Annotated in this window: 23 protein-coding genes and 1 tRNA gene; 11 read left to right on the plus strand and 13 right to left on the minus strand. The window is 28.6% G+C overall.

What is annotated here, in order from left to right:
- Positions 1-11: 11 nt before the first annotated feature.
- From phoU to AC8GER_RS04990, 6 genes are all read right to left on the minus strand, one after another.
- A complete protein-coding gene (gene phoU / locus AC8GER_RS04965; protein ID WP_506597748.1) occupies positions 12-686 on the minus strand; it encodes a phosphate signaling complex protein PhoU in 675 nt (224 codons plus the stop codon).
- Position 687: 1 nt separating this feature from the next.
- The gene (gene pstB / locus AC8GER_RS04970; protein WP_506597749.1) at positions 688-1,455 is read right to left on the minus strand and encodes a phosphate ABC transporter ATP-binding protein PstB; all 768 of its coding nucleotides are present in this window, start codon (positions 1,453-1,455) and stop codon (positions 688-690) included.
- Between the two features lies 1 nt (position 1,456).
- Complete coding sequence (pstA, locus tag AC8GER_RS04975; protein WP_506597750.1) at positions 1,457-2,728, minus strand: phosphate ABC transporter permease PstA; 1,272 nt, start codon at positions 2,726-2,728, stop codon at positions 1,457-1,459.
- Positions 2,721-4,106, minus strand: a complete 1,386-nt coding sequence (gene pstC / locus AC8GER_RS04980; protein ID WP_506597751.1) for a phosphate ABC transporter permease subunit PstC — start codon at positions 4,104-4,106, stop codon at positions 2,721-2,723. The genes pstA and pstC overlap by 8 nt, the downstream gene beginning before the upstream one ends.
- A 92-nt stretch (positions 4,107-4,198) precedes the next feature.
- Positions 4,199-5,203 (minus strand): substrate-binding domain-containing protein, encoded by a 1,005-nt coding sequence (locus AC8GER_RS04985; protein WP_506597752.1) that lies wholly within the window; start codon positions 5,201-5,203, stop codon positions 4,199-4,201.
- A 147-nt stretch (positions 5,204-5,350) separates the two neighbouring features.
- Positions 5,351-6,562, minus strand: coding sequence for a sensor histidine kinase (locus tag AC8GER_RS04990; RefSeq protein WP_506597753.1), 1,212 nt, complete (start codon positions 6,560-6,562; stop codon positions 5,351-5,353).
- A gap of 110 nt (positions 6,563-6,672) precedes the next feature.
- Between AC8GER_RS04990 and AC8GER_RS04995 the strand changes: the two genes are divergently transcribed.
- Entirely contained in the window at positions 6,673-7,506 is an 834-nt protein-coding gene (locus AC8GER_RS04995) for a GNAT family N-acetyltransferase (protein WP_506597754.1), read from the plus strand.
- Between the two features lie 14 nt (positions 7,507-7,520).
- Positions 7,521-8,282, plus strand: a complete 762-nt coding sequence (locus tag AC8GER_RS05000) for a 1-acyl-sn-glycerol-3-phosphate acyltransferase (protein WP_506597755.1) — start codon at positions 7,521-7,523, stop codon at positions 8,280-8,282.
- Here AC8GER_RS05000 and AC8GER_RS05005 read toward each other — a convergent pair.
- Positions 8,260-9,273, minus strand: coding sequence for a glycosyltransferase family 4 protein (locus AC8GER_RS05005; protein ID WP_506597756.1), 1,014 nt, complete (start codon positions 9,271-9,273; stop codon positions 8,260-8,262). The two genes, AC8GER_RS05000 and AC8GER_RS05005, sit on opposite strands and share 23 nt — an antisense overlap.
- Positions 9,273-10,100 (minus strand): UDP-2,3-diacylglucosamine diphosphatase, encoded by an 828-nt coding sequence (locus tag AC8GER_RS05010; protein WP_506597757.1) that lies wholly within the window; start codon positions 10,098-10,100, stop codon positions 9,273-9,275. Before AC8GER_RS05010 ends, AC8GER_RS05005 begins: the two co-directional genes overlap by 1 nt.
- A 133-nt stretch (positions 10,101-10,233) precedes the next feature.
- Between AC8GER_RS05010 and AC8GER_RS05015 the strand changes: the two genes are divergently transcribed.
- A complete protein-coding gene (locus AC8GER_RS05015) occupies positions 10,234-10,869 on the plus strand; it encodes a CPBP family intramembrane glutamic endopeptidase (RefSeq protein ID WP_506597758.1) in 636 nt (211 codons plus the stop codon).
- Positions 10,870-10,899: 30 nt separating this feature from the next.
- Here AC8GER_RS05015 and AC8GER_RS05020 read toward each other — a convergent pair whose 3' ends face one another.
- Positions 10,900-11,079: a hypothetical protein gene (locus tag AC8GER_RS05020; RefSeq protein ID WP_506597759.1), complete on the minus strand. Its 180-nt coding sequence runs from the start codon at positions 11,077-11,079 to the stop codon at positions 10,900-10,902.
- 261 nt (positions 11,080-11,340) lie between these two features.
- Here AC8GER_RS05020 and AC8GER_RS05025 point away from each other — a divergent pair, with 261 nt between their 5' ends.
- Entirely contained in the window at positions 11,341-12,231 is an 891-nt protein-coding gene (locus tag AC8GER_RS05025; RefSeq protein ID WP_506597760.1) for a diacylglycerol/lipid kinase family protein, read from the plus strand.
- 81 nt (positions 12,232-12,312) lie between these two features.
- Here the strand turns inward: AC8GER_RS05025 and AC8GER_RS05030 are convergent, their stop codons facing one another.
- Together AC8GER_RS05030 and AC8GER_RS05035 are read right to left on the minus strand one after the other, a co-directional pair.
- Positions 12,313-12,765: a DoxX family protein gene (locus AC8GER_RS05030; protein ID WP_506597761.1), complete on the minus strand. Its 453-nt coding sequence runs from the start codon at positions 12,763-12,765 to the stop codon at positions 12,313-12,315.
- 67 nt (positions 12,766-12,832) lie between these two features.
- Positions 12,833-12,909 (minus strand) — tRNA-Arg (locus tag AC8GER_RS05035).
- Positions 12,910-12,981: 72 nt separating this feature from the next.
- Between AC8GER_RS05035 and AC8GER_RS05040 the strand changes: the two genes are divergently transcribed.
- A complete protein-coding gene (locus AC8GER_RS05040) occupies positions 12,982-14,184 on the plus strand; it encodes an MFS transporter (RefSeq protein ID WP_506597762.1) in 1,203 nt (400 codons plus the stop codon).
- On the opposite strand, the gene AC8GER_RS05045 is transcribed toward AC8GER_RS05040, so the two are convergent.
- Positions 14,174-15,121: a nucleoside recognition domain-containing protein gene (locus AC8GER_RS05045; protein WP_506597763.1), complete on the minus strand. Its 948-nt coding sequence runs from the start codon at positions 15,119-15,121 to the stop codon at positions 14,174-14,176. The two genes, AC8GER_RS05040 and AC8GER_RS05045, sit on opposite strands and share 11 nt — an antisense overlap.
- Positions 15,118-15,834 (minus strand): TVP38/TMEM64 family protein, encoded by a 717-nt coding sequence (locus AC8GER_RS05050; RefSeq protein WP_506597764.1) that lies wholly within the window; start codon positions 15,832-15,834, stop codon positions 15,118-15,120. Before AC8GER_RS05050 ends, AC8GER_RS05045 begins: the two co-directional genes overlap by 4 nt.
- Before the next feature lie 81 nt (positions 15,835-15,915).
- Here AC8GER_RS05050 and rpmH point away from each other — a divergent pair, with 81 nt between their 5' ends.
- Genes rpmH through AC8GER_RS05080 form a run of 6 tightly spaced genes read left to right on the plus strand, consistent with a single transcriptional unit; the run spans position 15,916 to position 19,883 of the window.
- Positions 15,916-16,050 (plus strand): 50S ribosomal protein L34, encoded by a 135-nt coding sequence (gene rpmH / locus AC8GER_RS05055; protein WP_017970348.1) that lies wholly within the window; start codon positions 15,916-15,918, stop codon positions 16,048-16,050.
- A gap of 3 nt (positions 16,051-16,053) precedes the next feature.
- A complete protein-coding gene (gene rnpA / locus AC8GER_RS05060; RefSeq protein ID WP_506597765.1) occupies positions 16,054-16,407 on the plus strand; it encodes a ribonuclease P protein component in 354 nt (117 codons plus the stop codon).
- On the plus strand, positions 16,407-16,667 hold the full coding sequence (yidD, locus tag AC8GER_RS05065) for a membrane protein insertion efficiency factor YidD (protein ID WP_506597766.1): 261 nt from the start codon (positions 16,407-16,409) through the stop codon (positions 16,665-16,667). The genes rnpA and yidD overlap by 1 nt, the downstream gene beginning before the upstream one ends.
- Entirely contained in the window at positions 16,667-18,361 is a 1,695-nt protein-coding gene (gene yidC / locus AC8GER_RS05070; protein ID WP_506597767.1) for a membrane protein insertase YidC, read from the plus strand. Before yidD ends, yidC begins: the two co-directional genes overlap by 1 nt.
- Positions 18,361-19,215, plus strand: a complete 855-nt coding sequence (gene argB / locus AC8GER_RS05075) for an acetylglutamate kinase (protein WP_029167349.1) — start codon at positions 18,361-18,363, stop codon at positions 19,213-19,215. The genes yidC and argB overlap by 1 nt, the downstream gene beginning before the upstream one ends.
- Positions 19,215-19,883: a pyrimidine 5'-nucleotidase gene (locus AC8GER_RS05080; RefSeq protein WP_506597768.1), complete on the plus strand. Its 669-nt coding sequence runs from the start codon at positions 19,215-19,217 to the stop codon at positions 19,881-19,883. The genes argB and AC8GER_RS05080 overlap by 1 nt, the downstream gene beginning before the upstream one ends.
- The last annotated feature ends 1 nt before the right edge of the window (position 19,884 follow it).

The following is a 19,884-nucleotide window of genomic DNA, read 5'->3' on the forward strand; positions in this document are numbered from 1 at the left end:
TAATTTTAGATTTAACCTTTTGGCCTATTTCCCTTAATTTCTTCTCCTTTAATTAAAAAGTATACATACTCGCAAATATTAGTCGAATGATCCCCAATTCTTTCAATATTTTTTGCAACAAAAAGAAGGTGCGTTAAAGACTCAATATTCTTTTTTTCTTTTTTCATATTATTTAAAAAGTCTTCAAGTAGTTTATTAATTATGACATCAATTTCTTTGTCACTGTTCCACACAGATAAAGCTAATTGTTCATCTTTTTTAGAATAAGAATCCAATGTTTTTTTCAGATTATTCTGCACAAGTTCAGAAGCAGTTTTAATTAATGAGAAATCCGCATTATTAAGATCGACTTTTATATATTTAACTCTTTTAACAATATTTTTTGCGAGATCCCCTATTCTTTCTAATTCTGCAGCAATCCTCATTGCCGATACAGTTTCTCTTAGATCAATTGCCATAGGTTGTCTTAAAGTAATAAGATTCACAACTTGATCATCAATTTTTTTTTCTAACTCATCAATTCTTTCGTCTTTTCCAATAATTTTATCAATTAACTCTTCATCTTTTTTTAACAGAGCTATAATAGAATTAGAAAATTGACTTTCACACAAAGCCCCCATTTTTAAAACTGTACTATGTAGCGTTTTTAACTGTCCTTCGTATGAGCTAACTATATGTTCTGACATTTTAACCAAACCTTCCTGTTATGTAGTCCTGCGTTAATTTATTATCAGGATTCTTAAATATTTTTTCTGTTAAATTAAACTCTAAAATTTTACCTAAATGAAAAAAGCCAGTATTTTGCGAAACTCTTGCTGCCTGTGACATTGAATGCGTAACTATTACAATTGTATATGTTTTTTTTAACTCATCAATTAGTTCTTCAATTTTTGCTGTTGCAATTGGGTCTAAAGCAGAACAAGGTTCATCCATTAAAATAACTTCAGGATTAATTGAAATAGTTCTTGCTATACAAAGTCTTTGTTGTTGACCTCCTGAGAGTCCAGTTCCTGGCTGATTTAATCTATCTTTTACCTCGTCCCAAAGAGCCGCTTTTTTTAGGCTACTTTCAACTATTTGATCTAAATCGTTCTTATTGTCTGCTAGACCATGAATTCTTGGTCCGTATGCAATATTATCATAAATACTTTTTGGAAATGGATTTGGTTTTTGAAAGACCATTCCAACTTTTTCTCTAAGTAAATTTACATCTACATCTTTTTTATTTATTTCTTGCCCATCTATTTTTATAGAACCCTCAACTTTACATATATCGATAACATCATTCATTCGATTAAGGCATCTAATGTAGGTAGATTTTCCACAGCCCGATGGTCCAATCAACGCTGTAACTTTTTTTTCTTCCAGTTCTAAATTTACATCAAATAATGCTTGCTTGGCCCCATAAAAAACATTCAAATTTTTAGTAGATATTTTTATTTTTTGATTTTTCATATTAAGACCATTTTTTTTCAAATTTGTTTCTTAGGTATATTGCAAACGAATTCATAATCGCTAAGAAAAAAATTAAAATAATAATAGTTGCTGATGTTTTTTCAACAAATCCTCTTTCAGCTGACTCTGACCACAAATAAACTTGTACAGGCAAAACTGCTGATGGATCAAGTGGAGTAGATGGAACAACATTAATAAAGGCTACCATTCCAATTAATAGAAGTGGAGCTGTTTCTCCTAATGCTTGGCTAAGTCCTATAATGGTTCCTGATAGAGTTCCTGGCATAGCTAGAGGAACAACATTGTGCATAACTGTCTGAACTTTGGAAGCCCCTAAAGCTAAAGCTCCCTCTCTGATCGATGGTGGCACAGCTTTTAAAGCTGCTCTGCACGGTATAATAATTCTAGGCAAAGTCATCAAAGCAAGCACTAGCCCCCCAACCAATGGAGTTGACCTTGGTAAATAAAAATAATTTAAAAAAACTCCAAGGCCTAATAATCCAAATACTATAGATGGCACTGCAGCTAAATTATTTACATTTACTTCTATAATCTCAGTAATTTTATTTTTTGGTGCAAACTCTTCTAAGTAAATTGCAGCTAAAATTCCTAAAGGAAAAGATAAAAGCAAACAAACAATTAAAGTAAAAAATGACCCCATTAACGACGCACCTACACCTGCAATCTCTGGCTCTCTTGAATCAGCATTAAAAATAAATGGCCAATTAAATTCACTAATTATTTTCTTTTTGGCAATTTGTTCATCATAAATTTTTAACTGAAAATCTGAAAATCTTCTTCTATCTTCAGGAATATCTCTTGGAAAATTACCTTTATGAACTTGATCAATATCATCCGATAGTGTCAGTGCAACTTCTGCTGTTTTATTTAAAACATCTTTATTTTTTAAATAAAACTTTTTAAGCTCAATTGTTGCATCTATGCTAACTAAATCTATTAATTCCGCTTGTTTTAATTCTGGAGCATTAGGTGCCAAGCTTAATAGTGCTTCTTGTAACACTTCATCAAAATTAGCTTGTTTTATTTCTTTGTCAGTTGAGCTTGAATTAATGCCTAATTTTTTTTCATTAAAATTAATTTTTAAAAGAATTTCTGTTCTTGAAAAAGCACTTAAACCGTTAGTAAAGATATTTATAAGCAAAATACATAAAAACGATAATGCTATAATGATTGATGAAATTCCGAAAAATCTAAATCTTTTTTCAGCATTATATCTTTTTTTAAGTAAAATTTCTTTTTCTTTATTATTCATATTTTTCCCTAAATTTTTTTACAATGTTTAAAGCAATAATATTTATAACCAATGTGAAGAAAAACAATGTAAGACCTAAAGCGAAAGCAGCTTGCGTCTTTGGGTTATTAAACGATTGATCCCCTATTAAAATTGTTACGATTTGCGTTGTGATCGTAGTAGATGCTTCTAACGGGTTAATTGTTAAGTTTGCTCCAAGTCCAGCTGCCATAACAACAATCATAGTCTCGCCAACAGCCCTTGATATTGCAAGAAGAATTGACCCAACAATTCCTGGAAGGGCAGCTGGTAAAACTACTTTTTTTATAGTTTCAGATTTAGTTGCGCCCATTGCATAAGAACCTTCTCTTAAAGAAACTGGAACAGCATTAATCACATCATCTGTTAGCGAAGAGACATAAGGAATAATCATAACTCCCATTATCATTCCAGCTGCCAAAGCACTCTCTGAAGATACATTTAATCCAATACCCTCTCCGATAGTTCTAAAAAAAGGGCCAACAGTTAATGCTGCAAAGAAACCATAAACCACTGTTGGAATTCCAGCTAAAACTTCAATTAAAGGTTTTACTATTCTTCTAATTTTTCTAGAAGCATACTCAGCCATAAATATTCCAGAAAAAAGTCCAATTGGAACTGCAACACACATTGCAATCATTGCTATGAAAAAAGTTCCCCAAAATAAAGGAACTGCACCAAATACATTTTCGACATCAGCGGTTTGAACTGATGCATCTCTTACAAAGGCTCGACCAGGGGCCCAATTAGTTCCCGTAATAAAGTCAAAAATAGAAACTGCCGTGAAAAATTTAATACTTTCAAAAAGTAATGAAAGTACAATTCCAAGAGTTGTAAATACCGCAATAGCTGCACATAAGAACATCACAACTCTAATTACTTTTTCTACACTTTCTCGAGCTCTTATATTTTTTAAGATTTGAGAGTATGCGAAAGATAAAGAAAATATTATTGCACTAAAAATAACTGCAAATTTTGATAATTCTAAAATCTTATTAAGACTTAAGAATTTTTCAGCGTAGGGCACTAAATTTTGAGGAATGGTGCCTGAAAAGTTTTTTTCAGCAATAGATTGAATTTCAGAAAATATTAAATTTAATTTATTCTCATCAATTGAAGGGTCGGCTCTAAAATCGGATAAAATAAAAACTTTGACAATATATAATTCAGAAAAAGACCAAAAAAATAATATTATTAAGGCTGGTAAACCGCACCAAGCTGCTAAGTAATAACCATAGTATTCGGGTAATGAGTGGAATTTTTTTCCAGTTATTTTTTTTTGTTTTAAAACTTTTGATTTTCCAAAAAAATAACAAGATAAACTAAAGACAGCAATCAATGATAGTATTGTAAGATTCATTTGACTTATATTATTTGATGCTGCTTGACTTTTAATTTTAGAGCCGAAAATAATTTCGGCTCTAAATTCAATTAACTTAACTAAACTTTAATTTAGTTCTTCATCGCTATTAACTTAGTAGCAACGTCTCTAACTTTGTCCTCTGCTTGTTTAGCATTTGGAACTAGACCAACTTTATAAAGATAGCCAGTTGCACCAACTGCTGTTTTTCCAGTGTATTCAGTTAAGAATTCTTTAAATCCTGGAATAACTGTAGCGTGAGCTTTTTTAGCATACAAGAATAATGGTCTTGCAACAGGATAAGTATATTTCTGTATCCCTTCAATTGTTGGAGCAATTCCGTCAATTTTTGCAGCCTTAATTTTATCCTTGTTTGCAACTAGATAACTATATCCAAAATATCCAAAAGCATTTGGAGAAGAACCAAGTTTCTGAACGATCAAAGTATCATTCTCACCCGCTTCGATTACAGCTGCATCTTCTCTATATTTTGTACAATTTTTTTTATCTGCTAATTTTTTGAAAGCTTCGTCGCAACCCTTGCCCATTATTAAGTCGTCCCAAGCATCTCTTGTACCTGATGTTGGTGGAGCAACTAAAATTTCAATTTTTATAGCTGGTAAAGATTTATCAATCTCATTCCAATTTTTATAAGGATTTTTTACTAATTTTCCATCAACTACAACATCATGAGCAATTGCTTTCCATAGTTGCGCTTTTGTAAAATTAACATCTTTTCCTTTGATTGAATGTGCAAATGTTAAACCGTCATTACCAATTGGTAACTCTATAATTTCAGTTACACCATTTTTAATGCATAGTTCCATTTCATCTTTTTTGATTGCTCTAGAAGCTCCAGTCATATCTGGATGTTGAACGCCTACACCACCACAAAAAGATTTAAATCCGCCACCTGTTCCTGTGCTTTCAACAACCGGTGTTTTGAATTTCCCCTGTTTTCCAAATCTTTCAGCAACTACTGTCGTGTATGGATAAACAGTTGAAGATCCAACTATTTTTATTTGATCACGTGCTATTGCTTGAGATGAAATCATAACAGCAACTGCAGTGATAAATATTGTCTTTAATTTAATCATAATTATCCTTAGTTATTTAATTGGCTGCACATTAATTTTATAAGATGTTTTAATTATTACAATTTAATGACACTTTTGTTACAAAACTAACCTTTTAGTTGTAATTAAAGTTATTTAATCTCTTTTTTTTATTCTCTAAATTCTAAACTAAGCTTTAGGCAATCTAATAATAAATTCACTACCAAGTCCAATTTTACTTGTAATTTTTAACTCACCTCGATGTTGATTTATTATATGTTTTACAATGGCCAATCCTAATCCTGTTCCTTCAATTTTTAGTTTTCTAGTATTTTCAGCCCTAAAAAATCTTTCTGTAATTCTATGAATGTCTTCTTCGTTAATTCCTATGCCTTCATCAATAATTGAAATTGAAACATACTTTTTAAAAATTTCATCAGCTTTTAAAATTTTAATTTTGATAGTTTTTGAAGGATTGCTAAATTTTATTGCATTATCAATTAAATTTAAAAATAATGTAGATAGTTTTTCTGCATCACCTATTACGAATTGTTGATTATTATCTAAATCTACTTTTAATGAAATTTGCTTTTCTTTTATTCTTTTAGAAGTTAAAATAATTACATCTTCAATTATTTTTTTTATATTAACTTTATTACTAATTGAGATATGTTCTTGTTGCTCTATTCGACTCAACATCATTAAATCTTCTATTAAAATCTCCATTTTATTTGCTTCTAATTTCATGATTTCAATAAATTTTTTTTGAGATCGTGGATCGTCTTTTGCAGAATCTTCAATCGTTTCTAAGAAACCTTTTAGTGAAACTAGCGGTGTTTTTAAATTATGACTTGCATTAGCTATAAAATCAGAACGAATTATTTGAGATTTTTGTACTTCAGTAAAATCTTTAAAAACTAATAATATTTGCTCAAATTGAATGTTACTTATGCTTGTTTTGTAAAATTTAAAAATCGGGTTTTTAATCTCGATATTTATTGTTTTTATTTCTTTATCAATCCTATGCTGATCTATTTGATCTAGAAGTTCAGATATTCTTATAGCTACGCTTATATGTTTACCTTCTAGTTTTTCACCAAAGTTGTTTGTGGCTGATTTATTTGCGTAAATTATAACGTTAAATTTATTTAAAATGATAATTACATCTTCGATTTTATCAATAAATAATCTTTCTAAATCTTTTTTTCCTAACTCTGAGTTAAAGTTTGTGATTATTTTTTTTTTTATTTCAATATTTTGATCTTCTTTTTGATAATTAATAAAAATAATAAATACAAAAAATACTAAAATATTAAAAAATAGTATCCATAAAGAAAATTTTAAAAAAATATAAAAAATTACATTTGCTAAGATTGCTGTAGCGCCGATTAAATAAATCATTAATTTGATAATAGTCTAATAATATTAAGATTATTTAACAGAAATTGTGTAATAAAAAAGTAACATAAGTTTCATATTACCTACACACAAATCACCTAATTGAGGCTTCAATGGCATTTATAAATAATTTAAAAACTAAATATTTATCTAAAGATTTTTTTGTCTCAACAAGTAATTTTTTCCAACCTGTATTTGATTGTTATTTAGCAAATAGTAAAAGTGAAATTAGAAAAGCTCAAAGACTTAGATATAAAATATTTTTCAATGAAAGAAATGGTCAAAAAATTTTCAATTTAAGTTCCTTCAAGAGAGATGCTGATAAATTCGATAAATATAGTGATCATATTATAGTTACATTTAAGGCGTCAAAATTTAGCAAAACTAAAATTGTTGGAACATATAGATTACTGCAGCAAAAGGTAGCTCTGCAACAATGTGGCTTTTATTCCTCTGAGGAGTTTAATTTAAATACATTGTATAAATCAAAAGACAGACCACAGAATGGATTAGAATTGAGCAGATCTTGTGTATCTCAACAATTTAGAAAAAAAAATGTTTTACATTTAATGTGGTCAAAAATTAATGAATATGTTCAGCATAATAAAAATGATGTCCTTTTTGGAATGGCAAGTTTTTTAGAGGAAAATCCAAATGTAATTAAAGAGGAATTGTCTTATTTATATCAAAAATTTTTAATGCCAGAGAATATAAGAGTTGATGCAATTTTTTCAAAAAAAACCGAAATGAATTTAGTGCCAACTGAAGGTATGTCTGACCTTTCGATTATTAAAAAATTGCCTCCACTTATTAAAGCTTATTTAAGACTAGGCGCTAAAATTGGAGATGGTGCAGTTGTAGATAGATTATTTAAAACAACTGATGTTTTTATATATCTTCCTTTTAATACAATTAAACCTGAATATTTAAAGAAATTTAGTTTATAATTTTTTGATTATTTATGATCAAAATATTATTACGTTCGACTATAGAAAAATTATTTGGATTTTCTTATCTTAAACAAGTGTATAAAAAAAATTATTCCGATCCAGAACTACATAATAATTTTTGGAAAAAAACTTTAGAAATTTTAAAAATAGAACATACTTTCAAAGATACAGAACATATTCCAAGACAGGGACCTTGTATTATTATATCTAATCATCCCTTTGGAATACTTGATGGTTTGATTATCTGCTCCGAAGTTGCAAAGTTAAGAAAAGATTACCGAATATTAATTAATGAAGAATTAACCGCAATTGATCATATAAGGGATTATCTTTTTCCATTAAGGCTAGATATGAGCAAAGATGCTCTGAAGCTTAATATAAAATCCAAAAATGATGCTATTGAATTTATAAACAAAGGAGGATTAGTTATTATTTTTCCCTCAGGAGAAGTTGCAACCTCGGAAAGGCTTTTTAAAAGAGCTGTTGAAAAAGAATGGAAACCTATAATTGGATCAATTGTAAGAAAAGTTAATTGTAAAATTTTGCCAGTCTACTGTCATGGTCAAAATAGTTTTTTATTTCAATTTACCGGTATTATTAACTACAAATTAAGACGAATACTATTTGCAAGGGAGTTGATTAATAAATCTAACAAAAAATTTTATGCTGAATGCGGCGAGTTATTAGATAGTCAACTTTTTCATAAACTCGAAAATTCTCAGATTGCGAAAAATTTAAGATCCGAAACTCTTAAAATTGCAAATTTACACTAGCGGTTTGTAAGAATACTTTTGCGCAATTCTCCCATGTGTATTGCTTTGCAATTTCTTTACATTCTTCTTTCTTGATATTCAAAGCTTTCTTCATAGATTCTTTTAAATCCCAGTCCAAGCAATCAGCCTTGGTATTTTGCAAAATATCTAGAGGGCCTGTTACTGGATAGGCTGCAACAGGGACGCCTGCTGCCAATGCTTCAATAATAACAATACCAAAAGTATCTGTTTTGCTTGGAAATACAAAAACGTCGCTTGCTGCAAGATAGGAAGCGACCTCTTTTTCTTTTAACATTCCAGTAAATAACACGTCCTTATATTTTTTCTTAAGCTCATTAAATTGAGGTCCATCTCCAACCACAATTTTTGAACCTTCAATTTTTATATCTAAAAAAGCCTTAATATTCTTTTCAATAGCCACTCTACCAACGTAAATATAAATAGGCGAAGGGAGAGAAATATTTGCTTTTTCCACTTTGCCAAAAATATTCTTATTTACGCCTCTACTCCATACTACTAAATTTTTAAAATTTCTATTGGCTAACTCATTTTCCATATTCTTAGTTGTAACTAAAATTTTATTAGCAGGTTTATGAAAATATCTCAAAAATGAATATCCAATACTAATTGGAATATGCGTTCTTTTATTTACATACTCAGCAAACTTGGTGTGTAAAGAGGAAGTAAATTTAATATTATTTTTCATACAATATCTTCTTGCGAAAAATCCGAGGGGTCCTTCTGTTGCTATATGGACTATATGTGCATTAATCTCTTTAATTTTTTTATAGATCTTAGGATAAGCATTAATTGATAATTTTATTTCAGGATATGTTGGACAAGGAACTGTAATAAAATCATTTGGGGTTATCAAAAAAACTTCATGTTTTTGTTTTTTAAGTTCTTCTACTAAATAACCCAAGGTTGTTACAACGCCATTAACTTGTGGGTGCCAAGCATCAGTAACAATGAGAATTTTATAACTTTTCATTAAGATGCAATTTTAAGCTGCTCTACGTCTTGATTTTCTGTAAACAATTCTTGTCTTTTTTCAATCCAATTAATCAGTTCTAACCTTCCATCAAAATGCTCAACTAATGCCGTACAACTTTCAACCCAATCTCCATCATTAATATAATGAATATTGTCAATATACTGCATATTGGCGTGATGAATATGTCCGCAAATAATTCCGTCAACATTGTGTTGTCTTGCATAGTTTCCTACTAATTTTTCAAATTCACTAACAAATTTAACGGCATTTTTAACTTTAAATTTTAAATATTTAGATAATGACCAGTATTCATAACCTAATTTTTTTCTTAGAAAATTTATATAACGATTAAAATAAATTAAAAAATCGTAAGTAAGAGAGCCTAGTATTGCAAGCCATTTAGCGCATTGAATAATTCCATCAAATTGATCTCCATGAACAACTAAATACTTTTTGTTATCAATAGTTTCATGGATGACCTGATTTGCAATTTCAACTCCACCAAAATTTATAGGTACAAATTTTCTTAAAATCTCATCATGATTTCCCGATAAATAAAATACTCGTGTTCCATGACGAGCTTTTTTTAAAATTTTTTGGACAACATCATTATGAGATTGTGGCCAATACCAAGTATTTTTTAAAGCCCAACCGTCAACTATATCACCGACTAAATAAAGTTTTTCTGATTGGGTATGTCTAATAAATTCCAACAAAAGTTCTGATTGGCAGCCTCTAGTCCCTAAATGAAGATCTGAAATCCAAATACTTTTATAATTTAAAATTTTATCAATTCTATTTTTGAAAGACTCTTTTTTTAGCATTTAATTTCATTTCGAATCATCAACCATGAATTGAACACGTTATTGTTACAAAATTGTTAAAATTGAATTTACAATTAATGTTCAGTGAAATTTTTTCTCAACAAATAAAAATTTCTGATACAAGAATTATAAAATGGTTAAAATAACAAAATCTATAGAAATTTTTGTATTTTTTATAATTATTCCAATAATCTTAATTCCAATAAATTCCAACATTGCTATGTTTTCAGCTCTGACAGCGGTCGCTATAATTTGTGTTTGTTATTTAAAATATAAGAAAGTTGCTTTAATTAATCTCAAAGATTTTAGATTTGATCAATATCTTAAAATTATTTTTTATAAGTTTTTAATTGTTGCCGCTTTAATTTTAACCTTTTCTTATTTTTTTGATCCATCTAAATTTTTAAATCTTCCCCGCTCTGACTTTTTTTTGTGGTTATTGATAATGATCCTTTACCCAATTTTATCAGCTTTCCCTCAAGAGATTGTTTACAGATCTTTCTTCTTTAAAAGATATGGCAATTTATTTAAAAATAAAAAAGTTTTAATTTTTGTAAATGCTTTTTTATTTAGCTTTGCACATATTATTTATTTAAACCCTATTGTAATTTTTTTTACTTTTATTGGGGGTTTAATAATGGCAGAATCCTATTCTAAACATAATTCATTAATAAAAGTTTCAATTGAACATGGATTGTACGGAGATATTGTGTTTACATCTGGACTTGGAGCATACTTTTATCACGCACAAGGATTCACTATCAGCTAACCAGAATATCTGGTTAGCTGATAGTTAGATTTAGTGAGTTTGATTTTGAGCCTCTACAACTACTGCTTCCTTTTGTTTCTGAGTGTGTGGCTTAAATTTCTTAAATTCTGATTTAAGCTTAGAAACTTCCTTACCAAGGCTTACAACTTCTTTATTCAGTCCTTTGATAAATTTTTTTAACTTCTTAAAGTTTTTCTTTGATATTTTCATGATTGGATTTAAGCAAAAATTTTATTTGAGGTAAATTAAAATTTCACAATTCTTTAATAAATTTGCAATAATAATAGTATACACAACTTAACCGAGTGCTTATGTACTTTGCATCCTTATAAGTTAATTTAGTTAAGTTAATTTAATCTAGTGAATTTTTCTCTAGATCTCCCTAATAGCAAATATGTAAGCACTCACCAATCTTCCAAATTTTAGTATATTTTTTTCATAATCAATCGAATAATAACTTCATGTAACGTCATGAAGAAAATCTGCATTATATATAATTCTAAAATAAGTTTATTTAATAAATTTTTACTCAATAGAATTATAAAAATTTTAAGAAAAGAAAACTATGTTGAAACTTTTGGAACGGAAAGAGTTGGGCACGCAACTTTACTATGTAAAGTTCACATAAAAAAATTCGATATTATCGTTGCAGCTGGTGGCGATGGAACAATAAATGAAGTTATCAATGGGATGGACGAAAAAACATCCCTTGGAATAATACCCCTTGGAACAGCAAATATAGGAGCTTATGAAGCAGATATTAGTAAAAATCCAAGTAAAGCAGCTCAAATTATATTGTCCGGAAAAATTAAAAAAATTCATATTCAAGAAGCAAATAATAGAAAATTTTTTTTAATGACTGGAATTGGTTATGATGCTTCAATAGTTGAAACGATTCAGTCAAATTTATTGTTAAAAAAAATATTTGGTAAATTATTATTTTTTATTATTTCCATTGCAAAATTATTTTGTTTTAAAAAATATGAACTAAAGATTCTTACTAACAATAAAGTTTATCTAGCAAATTGGGTCATCATAACTAATGCTAAACATTATGGTGGTTCTTTTCAATTAACGAGGGATACTAATATTTTTGAAAAAAAATTGATTACTTATTTGTTTATTAATTTATCGAGATTTGAGGTTATAAAAAATTTACTTAAAATTTTAAAAAAACAAAACTTAGAAGAAAATAATAAAGTAATTAAGATTATAAGTGATGACATTTTTATAAACTCTAAATCAAAAGTACCTATTCAATGCGATGGTGAATTTATAGGAAATCTACCTTTACAAATTAAAAATACGAAAAGAACAATTAATCTTTTAGTAAAAGAAGAATTAAACGTACAAGCTGATTAATAATATCACTGCAGCAATAAGAATTAAAAAAACAATTACAGCTTTATTTAAGGGAAGATTGTTTAAATATCTAAACACAAATTAAAATTCTTTTGGTAGAGAGCTATCTACTGAAGCTCTGCCTCCGCCTTTAAAAAATATGGCAATCATTATTACCAACCAAAACAATGGATATTCATATCCGCCTTTAACCCAAAGAAAACCATTTTTTAAATGAATATAAAAAGTTGCAACTGCCAAAAGACCTATTAATTGGATTGCAACAAATCTAGTTAAAAAACCTAATGCTAAAAATATTCCACCAAAAAATTCTAAGATACCTATGTAAAGTGCTAATGGATAAGCAGGCTCTAATTGAACGCTTTTAAAAAAATCAACTGTACCATCTAAATTAACAAATAATTTACTATAGCCATGAGGTATCATCATTGCTCCAGCTACAAATCGAATTAATGAATAAGAATAATATGAACTTGAATCGTAAAATCTTTCTAGGTAGGGAATAATTAATCTTGAATTTCTAGAAACTCTCATTTGTAAATTTTATATTCTTCTTAATAATTAAGATCAATCAATAAATATATCTAAAATTTAAAGTATGTGGTGCGCCCGGAAAGAGTCGAACTTCCAACCTCCAGATTCGTAGTCTGGCATTCTATCCAATTGAACTACGGGCGCTTAAATAATAAAAAACTAGAATCTAATATCTTATTTTATTTTTTTTAATTAAATAATCATAGGGATTTATTCATGCAAACAAACAATTGGAATTGGTTAAAACTTATTGCCATTGGCAGAATATTGTCCTCTCTAACCTTTTTTATGTATGTTGGGTCAATACAGCAATTAATTGCTTTATGGAATTTGTCTGCAACAGAGGCGGGTTTAATACAGACTTCTTTGGTTATAGGATTTGCTGTCGCTCTATTTATAAGTTCGTATTGTTCGGATTTTTACAATCCAAACAAAATTCTTTCTATTTATTTAGTCATAAATTTTTTATCGAGTTTTATTTTTTATTTAATTGCTAAAGATTTTTGGACAGCTATTTTTATTAATTTTTTTATAGGTTTTGCTCAAGGCGGTATTTACGGTCCCTCTATACTCTTAGTATCTGAAAAATTTAAATCAAAAAACAAAGGTGCTGCGATGGGTGTAATGCTTGGAAGTCAATCCTTTGGCTATGCAATATCTTTGTCTTTAGGTTACATTATTACGACTAACTATGGTTATAAAATAAGTTTTTTAACCGCATCACTAATTAGTCTTATTGGAGCAATTTTTCTTTTAACTGCAGTGTATGAAGATTTTTTAAAAAAATATAAATTTTCAGAGCTAAATAAAAAATTTTCTTTTAATCAAAATAAAAAAACAAAATATTTAATAACAGGATATACCGCTCATGCTATAGAATTGTTTGGTTTATGGTCTTGGTTACCAGTTTTTTTGAGTGTTATATTTATAAGTAAAATATCAATCACAACATTAAGTGTTGGTATTATTATTGGATTTTCAATTCATTTGTCTGGCGTGTTCTCTTCTGTAATTGCGGGGTATCTTTCTGATAACTTAGGAAGAAAAAAAATTTTAGTTTCTTTTTCTTTATTTAGCGCGATTTTATCTTTTTTAATTGGTTGTACTGCAGAGTTAGATTTAATTTTAATTGTTACAATTTCTATTTTTTATAGTTTTTTTGCAATTGGAGATTCTGGAGTTTTGACTGCCGCTTTAACCGAGAGTACACCAAAATATTGCGTAGGTAGAACCGTAGCTTATCGTTCTATTTTAGGAATAGGATTTGGATCTATAACTCCTGCTGTCTTTGGATTTATTATTGATATTACAAATAATCATCTACCTATTAATTCAGAAACAAATTGGATTTTTGCATTTTCGTTTTTAGGTGTTGCGGGGTTAATTGCAACTTTTTGTGCATCTCAATTTAAATCTTAACAAAAACAAATTTATTAAACAGTGCCTGAAATTTTTTGTATAAAAAGAGTATTAGAAAAACAATTAATAAAGAAAAAATTACTCTAAAAAATAATACACCGGAGATATGCCCTCCAATGATAATCATCAAGATGCTATCTTCAATAACAGCATGTACTAAATTTAATAAAGATAAAGAAAGTAGGATGCTTTGTTTGTTAATTGATCCTGATTTTGCTTCTTTAATTAGTAATCCTCCTCCAAATTGAAGCCCAATAGTTAAACCAACAATAATAATATTTATTGCACTAGAACTAATCCCCATTAGCTTTAATGGATTTGCAAGTAATCGTTTGATTAAATTTTCAACACCAATTTTTTTTAAAATATTTAGAGAAAAAACTAAAATACAAATAATACAAAATATATAAATTAGGTTTTCAATCTGTCCTAACACCCAAGAGTAATAATCTGTTGGAACGACACGTTGTTCTAAAACTAAGTTAAATTTTTCCTGTAAAAATCCAAAATAGAAATAAATTCTATATAAAATAAACCCAGCCAAAAAGGCAATTCCTATCCTCAAGATAGAAGCATAAACGAAAGAAACACCAGCTGCGTGTGAGATGGCACTTTCAATTAATATATTATGAGCAATTAAAATAATTACCGTTAAGACTGTAACCTGAGCAACTGTTAAGTCTAATGATGGGACAATATTAATAAAAAGAACAATGGCAGCATAAACATTAATTATAATAGCTGTAACCCAAACTATACCAAACTCTGCTGGTAAACCTAATAATTGAACTATAGGTTCGAAAAAATTTGAAATAATTTTTACTATCCCAATTTCTTCTAGAATTTTAATTATAAAAATAAACGGAATTAATATTTTATATAAAGGAATGCAAATATCTTTAATTTCTAAAAAACTATTTTTAAAAAACTTATTCAAATTTTGCTCTTAAAAAATTTTTGTTTTATAAAATTAACTGCTAGAACCATTATACCAAGGGCAGTTAAGGGTATAGAAACTTTTGGATCCGAGAGTAAATCTAAATTAAACTGTGAACCTTCCTCAATTTTAGAACTAATCCCTGATACTAAACTTACTGAAATAAATATTGATGGTGCCACACCAAAAATATTTGAAAGAAATATATTTTTAAGTTTCATATTAAATAATACTGGAATCAATGTGCCGACTTGCGAAGGTATTCCAGGAACTAATCTTAAAAATAATAAATAAGCAAAATCATTATTTTTGAAATGACTGTCTAAACTTTTATATTTGCTTGAAAAATACTTAAGCACTAAATCTTTAAAATAATGATTTGCAAAAATATATAAAGCGGTTGAACCGATAGCAAAGCCCATAAGTAATAGGATTGAGCCTAAAAAAGAACCAAATATAAAACCTGCTGCTATAATGAGTGGAAAACCAAAACCAAGTAAAAAGAACCAAATGGTAGAAAATAAAAAAAATAAAAAAGAGTAGATAAAAATATTTTGTTCAATAAAATTAACAATTACTTTGCGATCATTTTTTATGAAATCAGAACTAAAATAATTATAAACCTCATAATGAAAAAACAGAAATGTTACTAAACCCACTATTAAAAGATAAATTAATCCTAAAATAATTTTAAGCTTTGATAATTTCGTCATTTTTAAAACGTATTAAATAAAAACTTTTGCTGTACATGATTTAACAATTTACCTATAAATAGCCAAATTCTAATTATCACAATGAAAAGAACCTTTCAGCCAAGTAAAATAGTAAGAAAGAGAAGACACGGTTTTAGATCACGTATGGCAACAAAAGGTGGTCGAAAAGTTATTGCTCGAAGAAGATTTAAGGGAAGAAAATCTGTATCTGCTTAAGTCATGCCCAAGACTCTAAAATTTGAAAGTCTTAGAGGCAATCTTGAATTTAAAAAAATTCTGTCTGCAAAAAAAGTAAGTTCAGACTTATTCACAATTTATTACACTAACAGAGATACTATTCCTGAAACAAATAAAATTCATATGAGTTTTGTATCAGCTAAAAAGCTCGGAAATGCAGTAAAAAGAAATAAAATTAGAAGAAGATTAAAAATGGCTGCACGTAAAGCGATTACTGAGATTGATTCATTTAACAATAAATATAAGTATGCTGTTTTTGCAAAATCAAAAATATATGATGTTGATTTTACTAAAATTGTACAAGAACTTGGATATAAATTTAACTCGTTAAAATAATGATAAAAAAAATAGATAATTTTTTTTCTTTTATTCTTACAAAATTTATTAAGACCTATAAGTTTTTATTATCTCCTTTTTTTCCTAACGCTTGTCATTATGATCCAACATGCTCTGAATATTTTATGCAGAGTTTAAAAGAATTTGGTTTTATTAAAGGATGTTTTAAAGGAATTCTTAGAATTTTAAGATGTCATCCTATTAAATTTTTAGGCGGCGGATTTGGCTATGATCCTGTTATAAAAAATAAAAATAAATAATGGAAAATAAAAACGTTATTATAGCTGTCATATTATCAACTGCAATTTTGATTGGTTGGTCAATGTATTTTGAAAATCCTGATGAGGCTCAAAGAAAGAGACTTGAAATTCAAGGAAAGACGGAAACACAAACTAATATTCAAAAACCAGAAACTCCTCAAACTGGAAAAGCAGTTCCAACAAAAGCTATTTCTAGAAGCGATGCATTAAAAGAAAGTGATAGAGTATTTATCGAAAATAGTAATTTGTCTGGCTCGATATCTTTAAGAGGAGCGCTAATCGATGACATTATATTAAAGAACTACCGAGAAACCTTAGATAAAAGTAGCAAACCAATTGTTGTTCTTAGCCCTAAAAAATCTGAGGATGGATATTTTGTAGAATCTGGTTGGGCAACTACAAAGTCAGATATTAAAGTTCCTGATAACAATAGTGTTTGGCAAATTAGAGAAGGTAAAAAATTAACCCCTTCTTCTCCAGTGACTCTTGAGTGGAACAATAGAGAAGGCGTTGTTTTTTCTAAAAAGATTGAAGTAGATGATAAATATTTATTTAAAATTACAGAAACAATCAGAAATGAAAAAAGTAAGACAATTGAATTATTTCACTACTCTCAAATAACAAAAAATACAAAGCCTAATACAGAAAATTTTTATATTCTGCATGAAGGATTAATTGGAGTTGTCGATAAAAATTTAAAAGAAGAAACATATTCATCAATTGAAGAAGAGAAAAAAACGTACACTGGCAAAAGTGGTTGGTTTGGTATTACTGATAAATACTGGATGTCTGCTATTATTCCTGAGAGCGGAAAATCTTTCAAAGGTGAATACTCCTTTGCTAACAGTTATAAGGCAAATTTTATAATATCAGAGCCAACTATTGCAAATCCGCAAAAAAGTACTTCAAATACTTTAAAAATATTTATCGGTGCAAAAGAAGTTTACCCAATCGATAATTATACTGAAAAAGAAAAAATTGACCGCTTTGATTTATCAATTGACTGGGGTTGGTTTTATTTTATTACAAAACCTTTGTTCTTTGTAATCGATTATATCTTTAAAATTGTTGGAAATTTCGGTGTTGCAATTATTATTCTGACTCTTCTTGTAAGAATTCTATTTTTTCCACTTAATAACTATTCTTTTAAATCTATGGCGAAAATGAAAGTTCTTCAGCCAGAAATGTTAAGAATAAAAGAGCTCTACAAAGATGATATAAAGAGAACTCAGCAAGAAATGATGGCTTTGTACAAAAGAGAAAAAGTAAATCCTTTGTCAGGATGTCTTCCAATATTAGTTCAAATTCCAATTTTCTTTGCAGTTTACAAGATGCTTTTTGTAACTCTGGAAATGCGTCATGCGCCATTTTTTGGATGGATTAAAGATTTGTCAGCTGCAGATCCAACTACGATTTTTAATTTATTTGGTTTAATTCCTTGGAATCCTCCTTCGTTTTTAATGATAGGGGTGTGGCCAATATTAATGGGAATTACAATGTACTTTCAAATGAAGCTAAACCCAACTCCACCAGATCCAATACAGGCAAAAATTTTTGCATTCTTTCCTTTGATAATGACAGTTATGTTAGCAACTTTTCCTTCTGGATTAGTTGTTTACTGGACTGTAAGTAACGTTCTTACAATGGCTCAACAGTATTACATTATAAAGAAAACTACGGTGAAAACGGTTTGATGGATATTAAGTCTTTTTGGCCAGAACTTGGTCCATCAATTCAAGAGGCATCCGTTTACTTAGACAAATATAAAAATAAAAAAATAATTCTCAAATACGGTGGTCAGGTAATGTCTGATCTAAGTTTATCAAAAGCGTTTGCCCAAGATGCTGCAATTTTAAGAAAATTAGATGTTGATGTTGCGGTTATTCACGGCGGCGGTCCTCAAATCAAAACAAAACTAGAATCTCAAAATTTAGAAAGTAAATTTATTTCTGGATTAAGAGTAACTGATAAAAATGTAATAAAAGTTGTGGAAGATGTTTTGTTAAATGAAATAAATCCAGATTTAAGAGATGCTATTATAAATTATGGTGCAAAAGCGGAGTCCGTTACTGTTAGAAAAAACAACGTAATACACATCGATAAATCTATTGATGAACAATTAGGATTTGTTGGAGATCCAAAAAAAATTGATACAAAAGTATTAAATAACTTTTTTAAACAAAAAATTATTCCAGTTATTGCTCCTATGGGAATGGATAATAAGGGCCAAGTTTATAATGTAAATGCTGATACAGCCGCTGGAACAATTGCAAACCAAATAAAAGCTGAAAGACTTTTATTAATGACGGATGTTCCTGGGGTAAATGATAAAGATGGTAATTTAATATCACAATTATCTACAAAACAAGCTTTGGACCTTATTGATGATGGAACGATTACTGGGGGAATGATTCCAAAAATTAAAACATGCATTAGCGCTATTGAATCTGGTGTAAACGGGGTGGTTATTATTGATGGAAGAAAATCTCATGCTGTCCTTTTTGAATTATTCTCAAATCTTGGAGCTGGAACGCTTATAGTAAAATAATGGAAAAAATAAAGAACATAAAATTTTGGATTTTTGATTTAGATAATACTCTTTACCCCTCATCTACAAATTTATTTTCAGGAATTGATAAACTGATGGCAAGTTTTATAACTCAACATTTAAATGTTAATCATGAAGAAGCTCTTCAAATAAAGAATGATTATTTTCAAAAACACGGCACAACTTTAAATGGCTTAATCAAACATCATAATATTGATCCTCATCATTTTTTAGAATTTGTACACAATATTGATTACAGTTTTTTAAGTAAGAATGAAAAACTAAATAAAGAAATTAAAAGTTTACCTGGAAAAAAAATTATATTTACTAATGGTTCAAAAAAACATGCAAACAATGTCATTAGCAATTTGCAACTTGATGAAAATCTTTTTTCAATATTTGATATTGTTGATTCAGATTTTGTTCCAAAACCAGAGAGATCTCCTTATGAAAGGCTTATTAAAAAATACGACATTATACCCGAGCAAAGTATTTTTTTTGAAGATATCGCAAGAAACCTAAAACCAGCTCATGATCTTGGTATGAAAACAGGATGGGTAATAAATGAAGATAATTGGGCAAAAGAAGGTCATGATGAGGATCATGTCCACTTTAAAATAAAAGAATTAGATCATTTTCTTGAGCAGTGTAATTTGTTAATTAAATAAA

The sequence above is a fragment of the Fontibacterium abundans (SeqCode) genome (assembly GCF_965235095.1).
GTDB lineage: Bacteria > Pseudomonadota > Alphaproteobacteria > Pelagibacterales > Pelagibacteraceae > Fontibacterium > Fontibacterium abundans.

Excerpts from the sequence above, each read along its gene's own strand:
- rnpA (WP_506597765.1), top strand. The coding sequence starts at position 16,054 with ATGCCCAAGACTCTAAAATTTGAAAGTCTTAGAGGCAATCTTGAATTT.
- AC8GER_RS05020 (WP_506597759.1), bottom strand. The coding sequence starts at position 11,079 with ATGAAAATATCAAAGAAAAACTTTAAGAAGTTAAAAAAATTTATCAAA.
- yidC (WP_506597767.1), top strand. The coding sequence starts at position 16,667 with ATGGAAAATAAAAACGTTATTATAGCTGTCATATTATCAACTGCAATT.
- AC8GER_RS04990 (WP_506597753.1), bottom strand. The coding sequence starts at position 6,562 with ATGATTTATTTAATCGGCGCTACAGCAATCTTAGCAAATGTAATTTTT.
- rpmH (WP_017970348.1), top strand. The coding sequence starts at position 15,916 with ATGAAAAGAACCTTTCAGCCAAGTAAAATAGTAAGAAAGAGAAGACAC.
- phoU (WP_506597748.1), bottom strand. The coding sequence starts at position 686 with ATGTCAGAACATATAGTTAGCTCATACGAAGGACAGTTAAAAACGCTA.
- AC8GER_RS05015 (WP_506597758.1), top strand. The coding sequence starts at position 10,234 with ATGGTTAAAATAACAAAATCTATAGAAATTTTTGTATTTTTTATAATT.
- AC8GER_RS05010 (WP_506597757.1), bottom strand. The coding sequence starts at position 10,100 with ATGCTAAAAAAAGAGTCTTTCAAAAATAGAATTGATAAAATTTTAAAT.
- AC8GER_RS05005 (WP_506597756.1), bottom strand. The coding sequence starts at position 9,273 with ATGAAAAGTTATAAAATTCTCATTGTTACTGATGCTTGGCACCCACAA.
- AC8GER_RS05025 (WP_506597760.1), top strand. The coding sequence starts at position 11,341 with ATGAAGAAAATCTGCATTATATATAATTCTAAAATAAGTTTATTTAAT.
- pstA (WP_506597750.1), bottom strand. The coding sequence starts at position 2,728 with ATGAATAATAAAGAAAAAGAAATTTTACTTAAAAAAAGATATAATGCT.
- yidD (WP_506597766.1), top strand. The coding sequence starts at position 16,407 with ATGATAAAAAAAATAGATAATTTTTTTTCTTTTATTCTTACAAAATTT.
- AC8GER_RS05050 (WP_506597764.1), bottom strand. The coding sequence starts at position 15,834 with ATGACGAAATTATCAAAGCTTAAAATTATTTTAGGATTAATTTATCTT.
- AC8GER_RS04985 (WP_506597752.1), bottom strand. The coding sequence starts at position 5,203 with ATGATTAAATTAAAGACAATATTTATCACTGCAGTTGCTGTTATGATT.
- pstC (WP_506597751.1), bottom strand. The coding sequence starts at position 4,106 with ATGAATCTTACAATACTATCATTGATTGCTGTCTTTAGTTTATCTTGT.
- AC8GER_RS05000 (WP_506597755.1), top strand. The coding sequence starts at position 7,521 with ATGATCAAAATATTATTACGTTCGACTATAGAAAAATTATTTGGATTT.
- AC8GER_RS05040 (WP_506597762.1), top strand. The coding sequence starts at position 12,982 with ATGCAAACAAACAATTGGAATTGGTTAAAACTTATTGCCATTGGCAGA.
- argB (WP_029167349.1), top strand. The coding sequence starts at position 18,361 with ATGGATATTAAGTCTTTTTGGCCAGAACTTGGTCCATCAATTCAAGAG.
- AC8GER_RS05030 (WP_506597761.1), bottom strand. The coding sequence starts at position 12,765 with ATGAGAGTTTCTAGAAATTCAAGATTAATTATTCCCTACCTAGAAAGA.
- AC8GER_RS04995 (WP_506597754.1), top strand. The coding sequence starts at position 6,673 with ATGGCATTTATAAATAATTTAAAAACTAAATATTTATCTAAAGATTTT.
- pstB (WP_506597749.1), bottom strand. The coding sequence starts at position 1,455 with ATGAAAAATCAAAAAATAAAAATATCTACTAAAAATTTGAATGTTTTT.
- AC8GER_RS05080 (WP_506597768.1), top strand. The coding sequence starts at position 19,215 with ATGGAAAAAATAAAGAACATAAAATTTTGGATTTTTGATTTAGATAAT.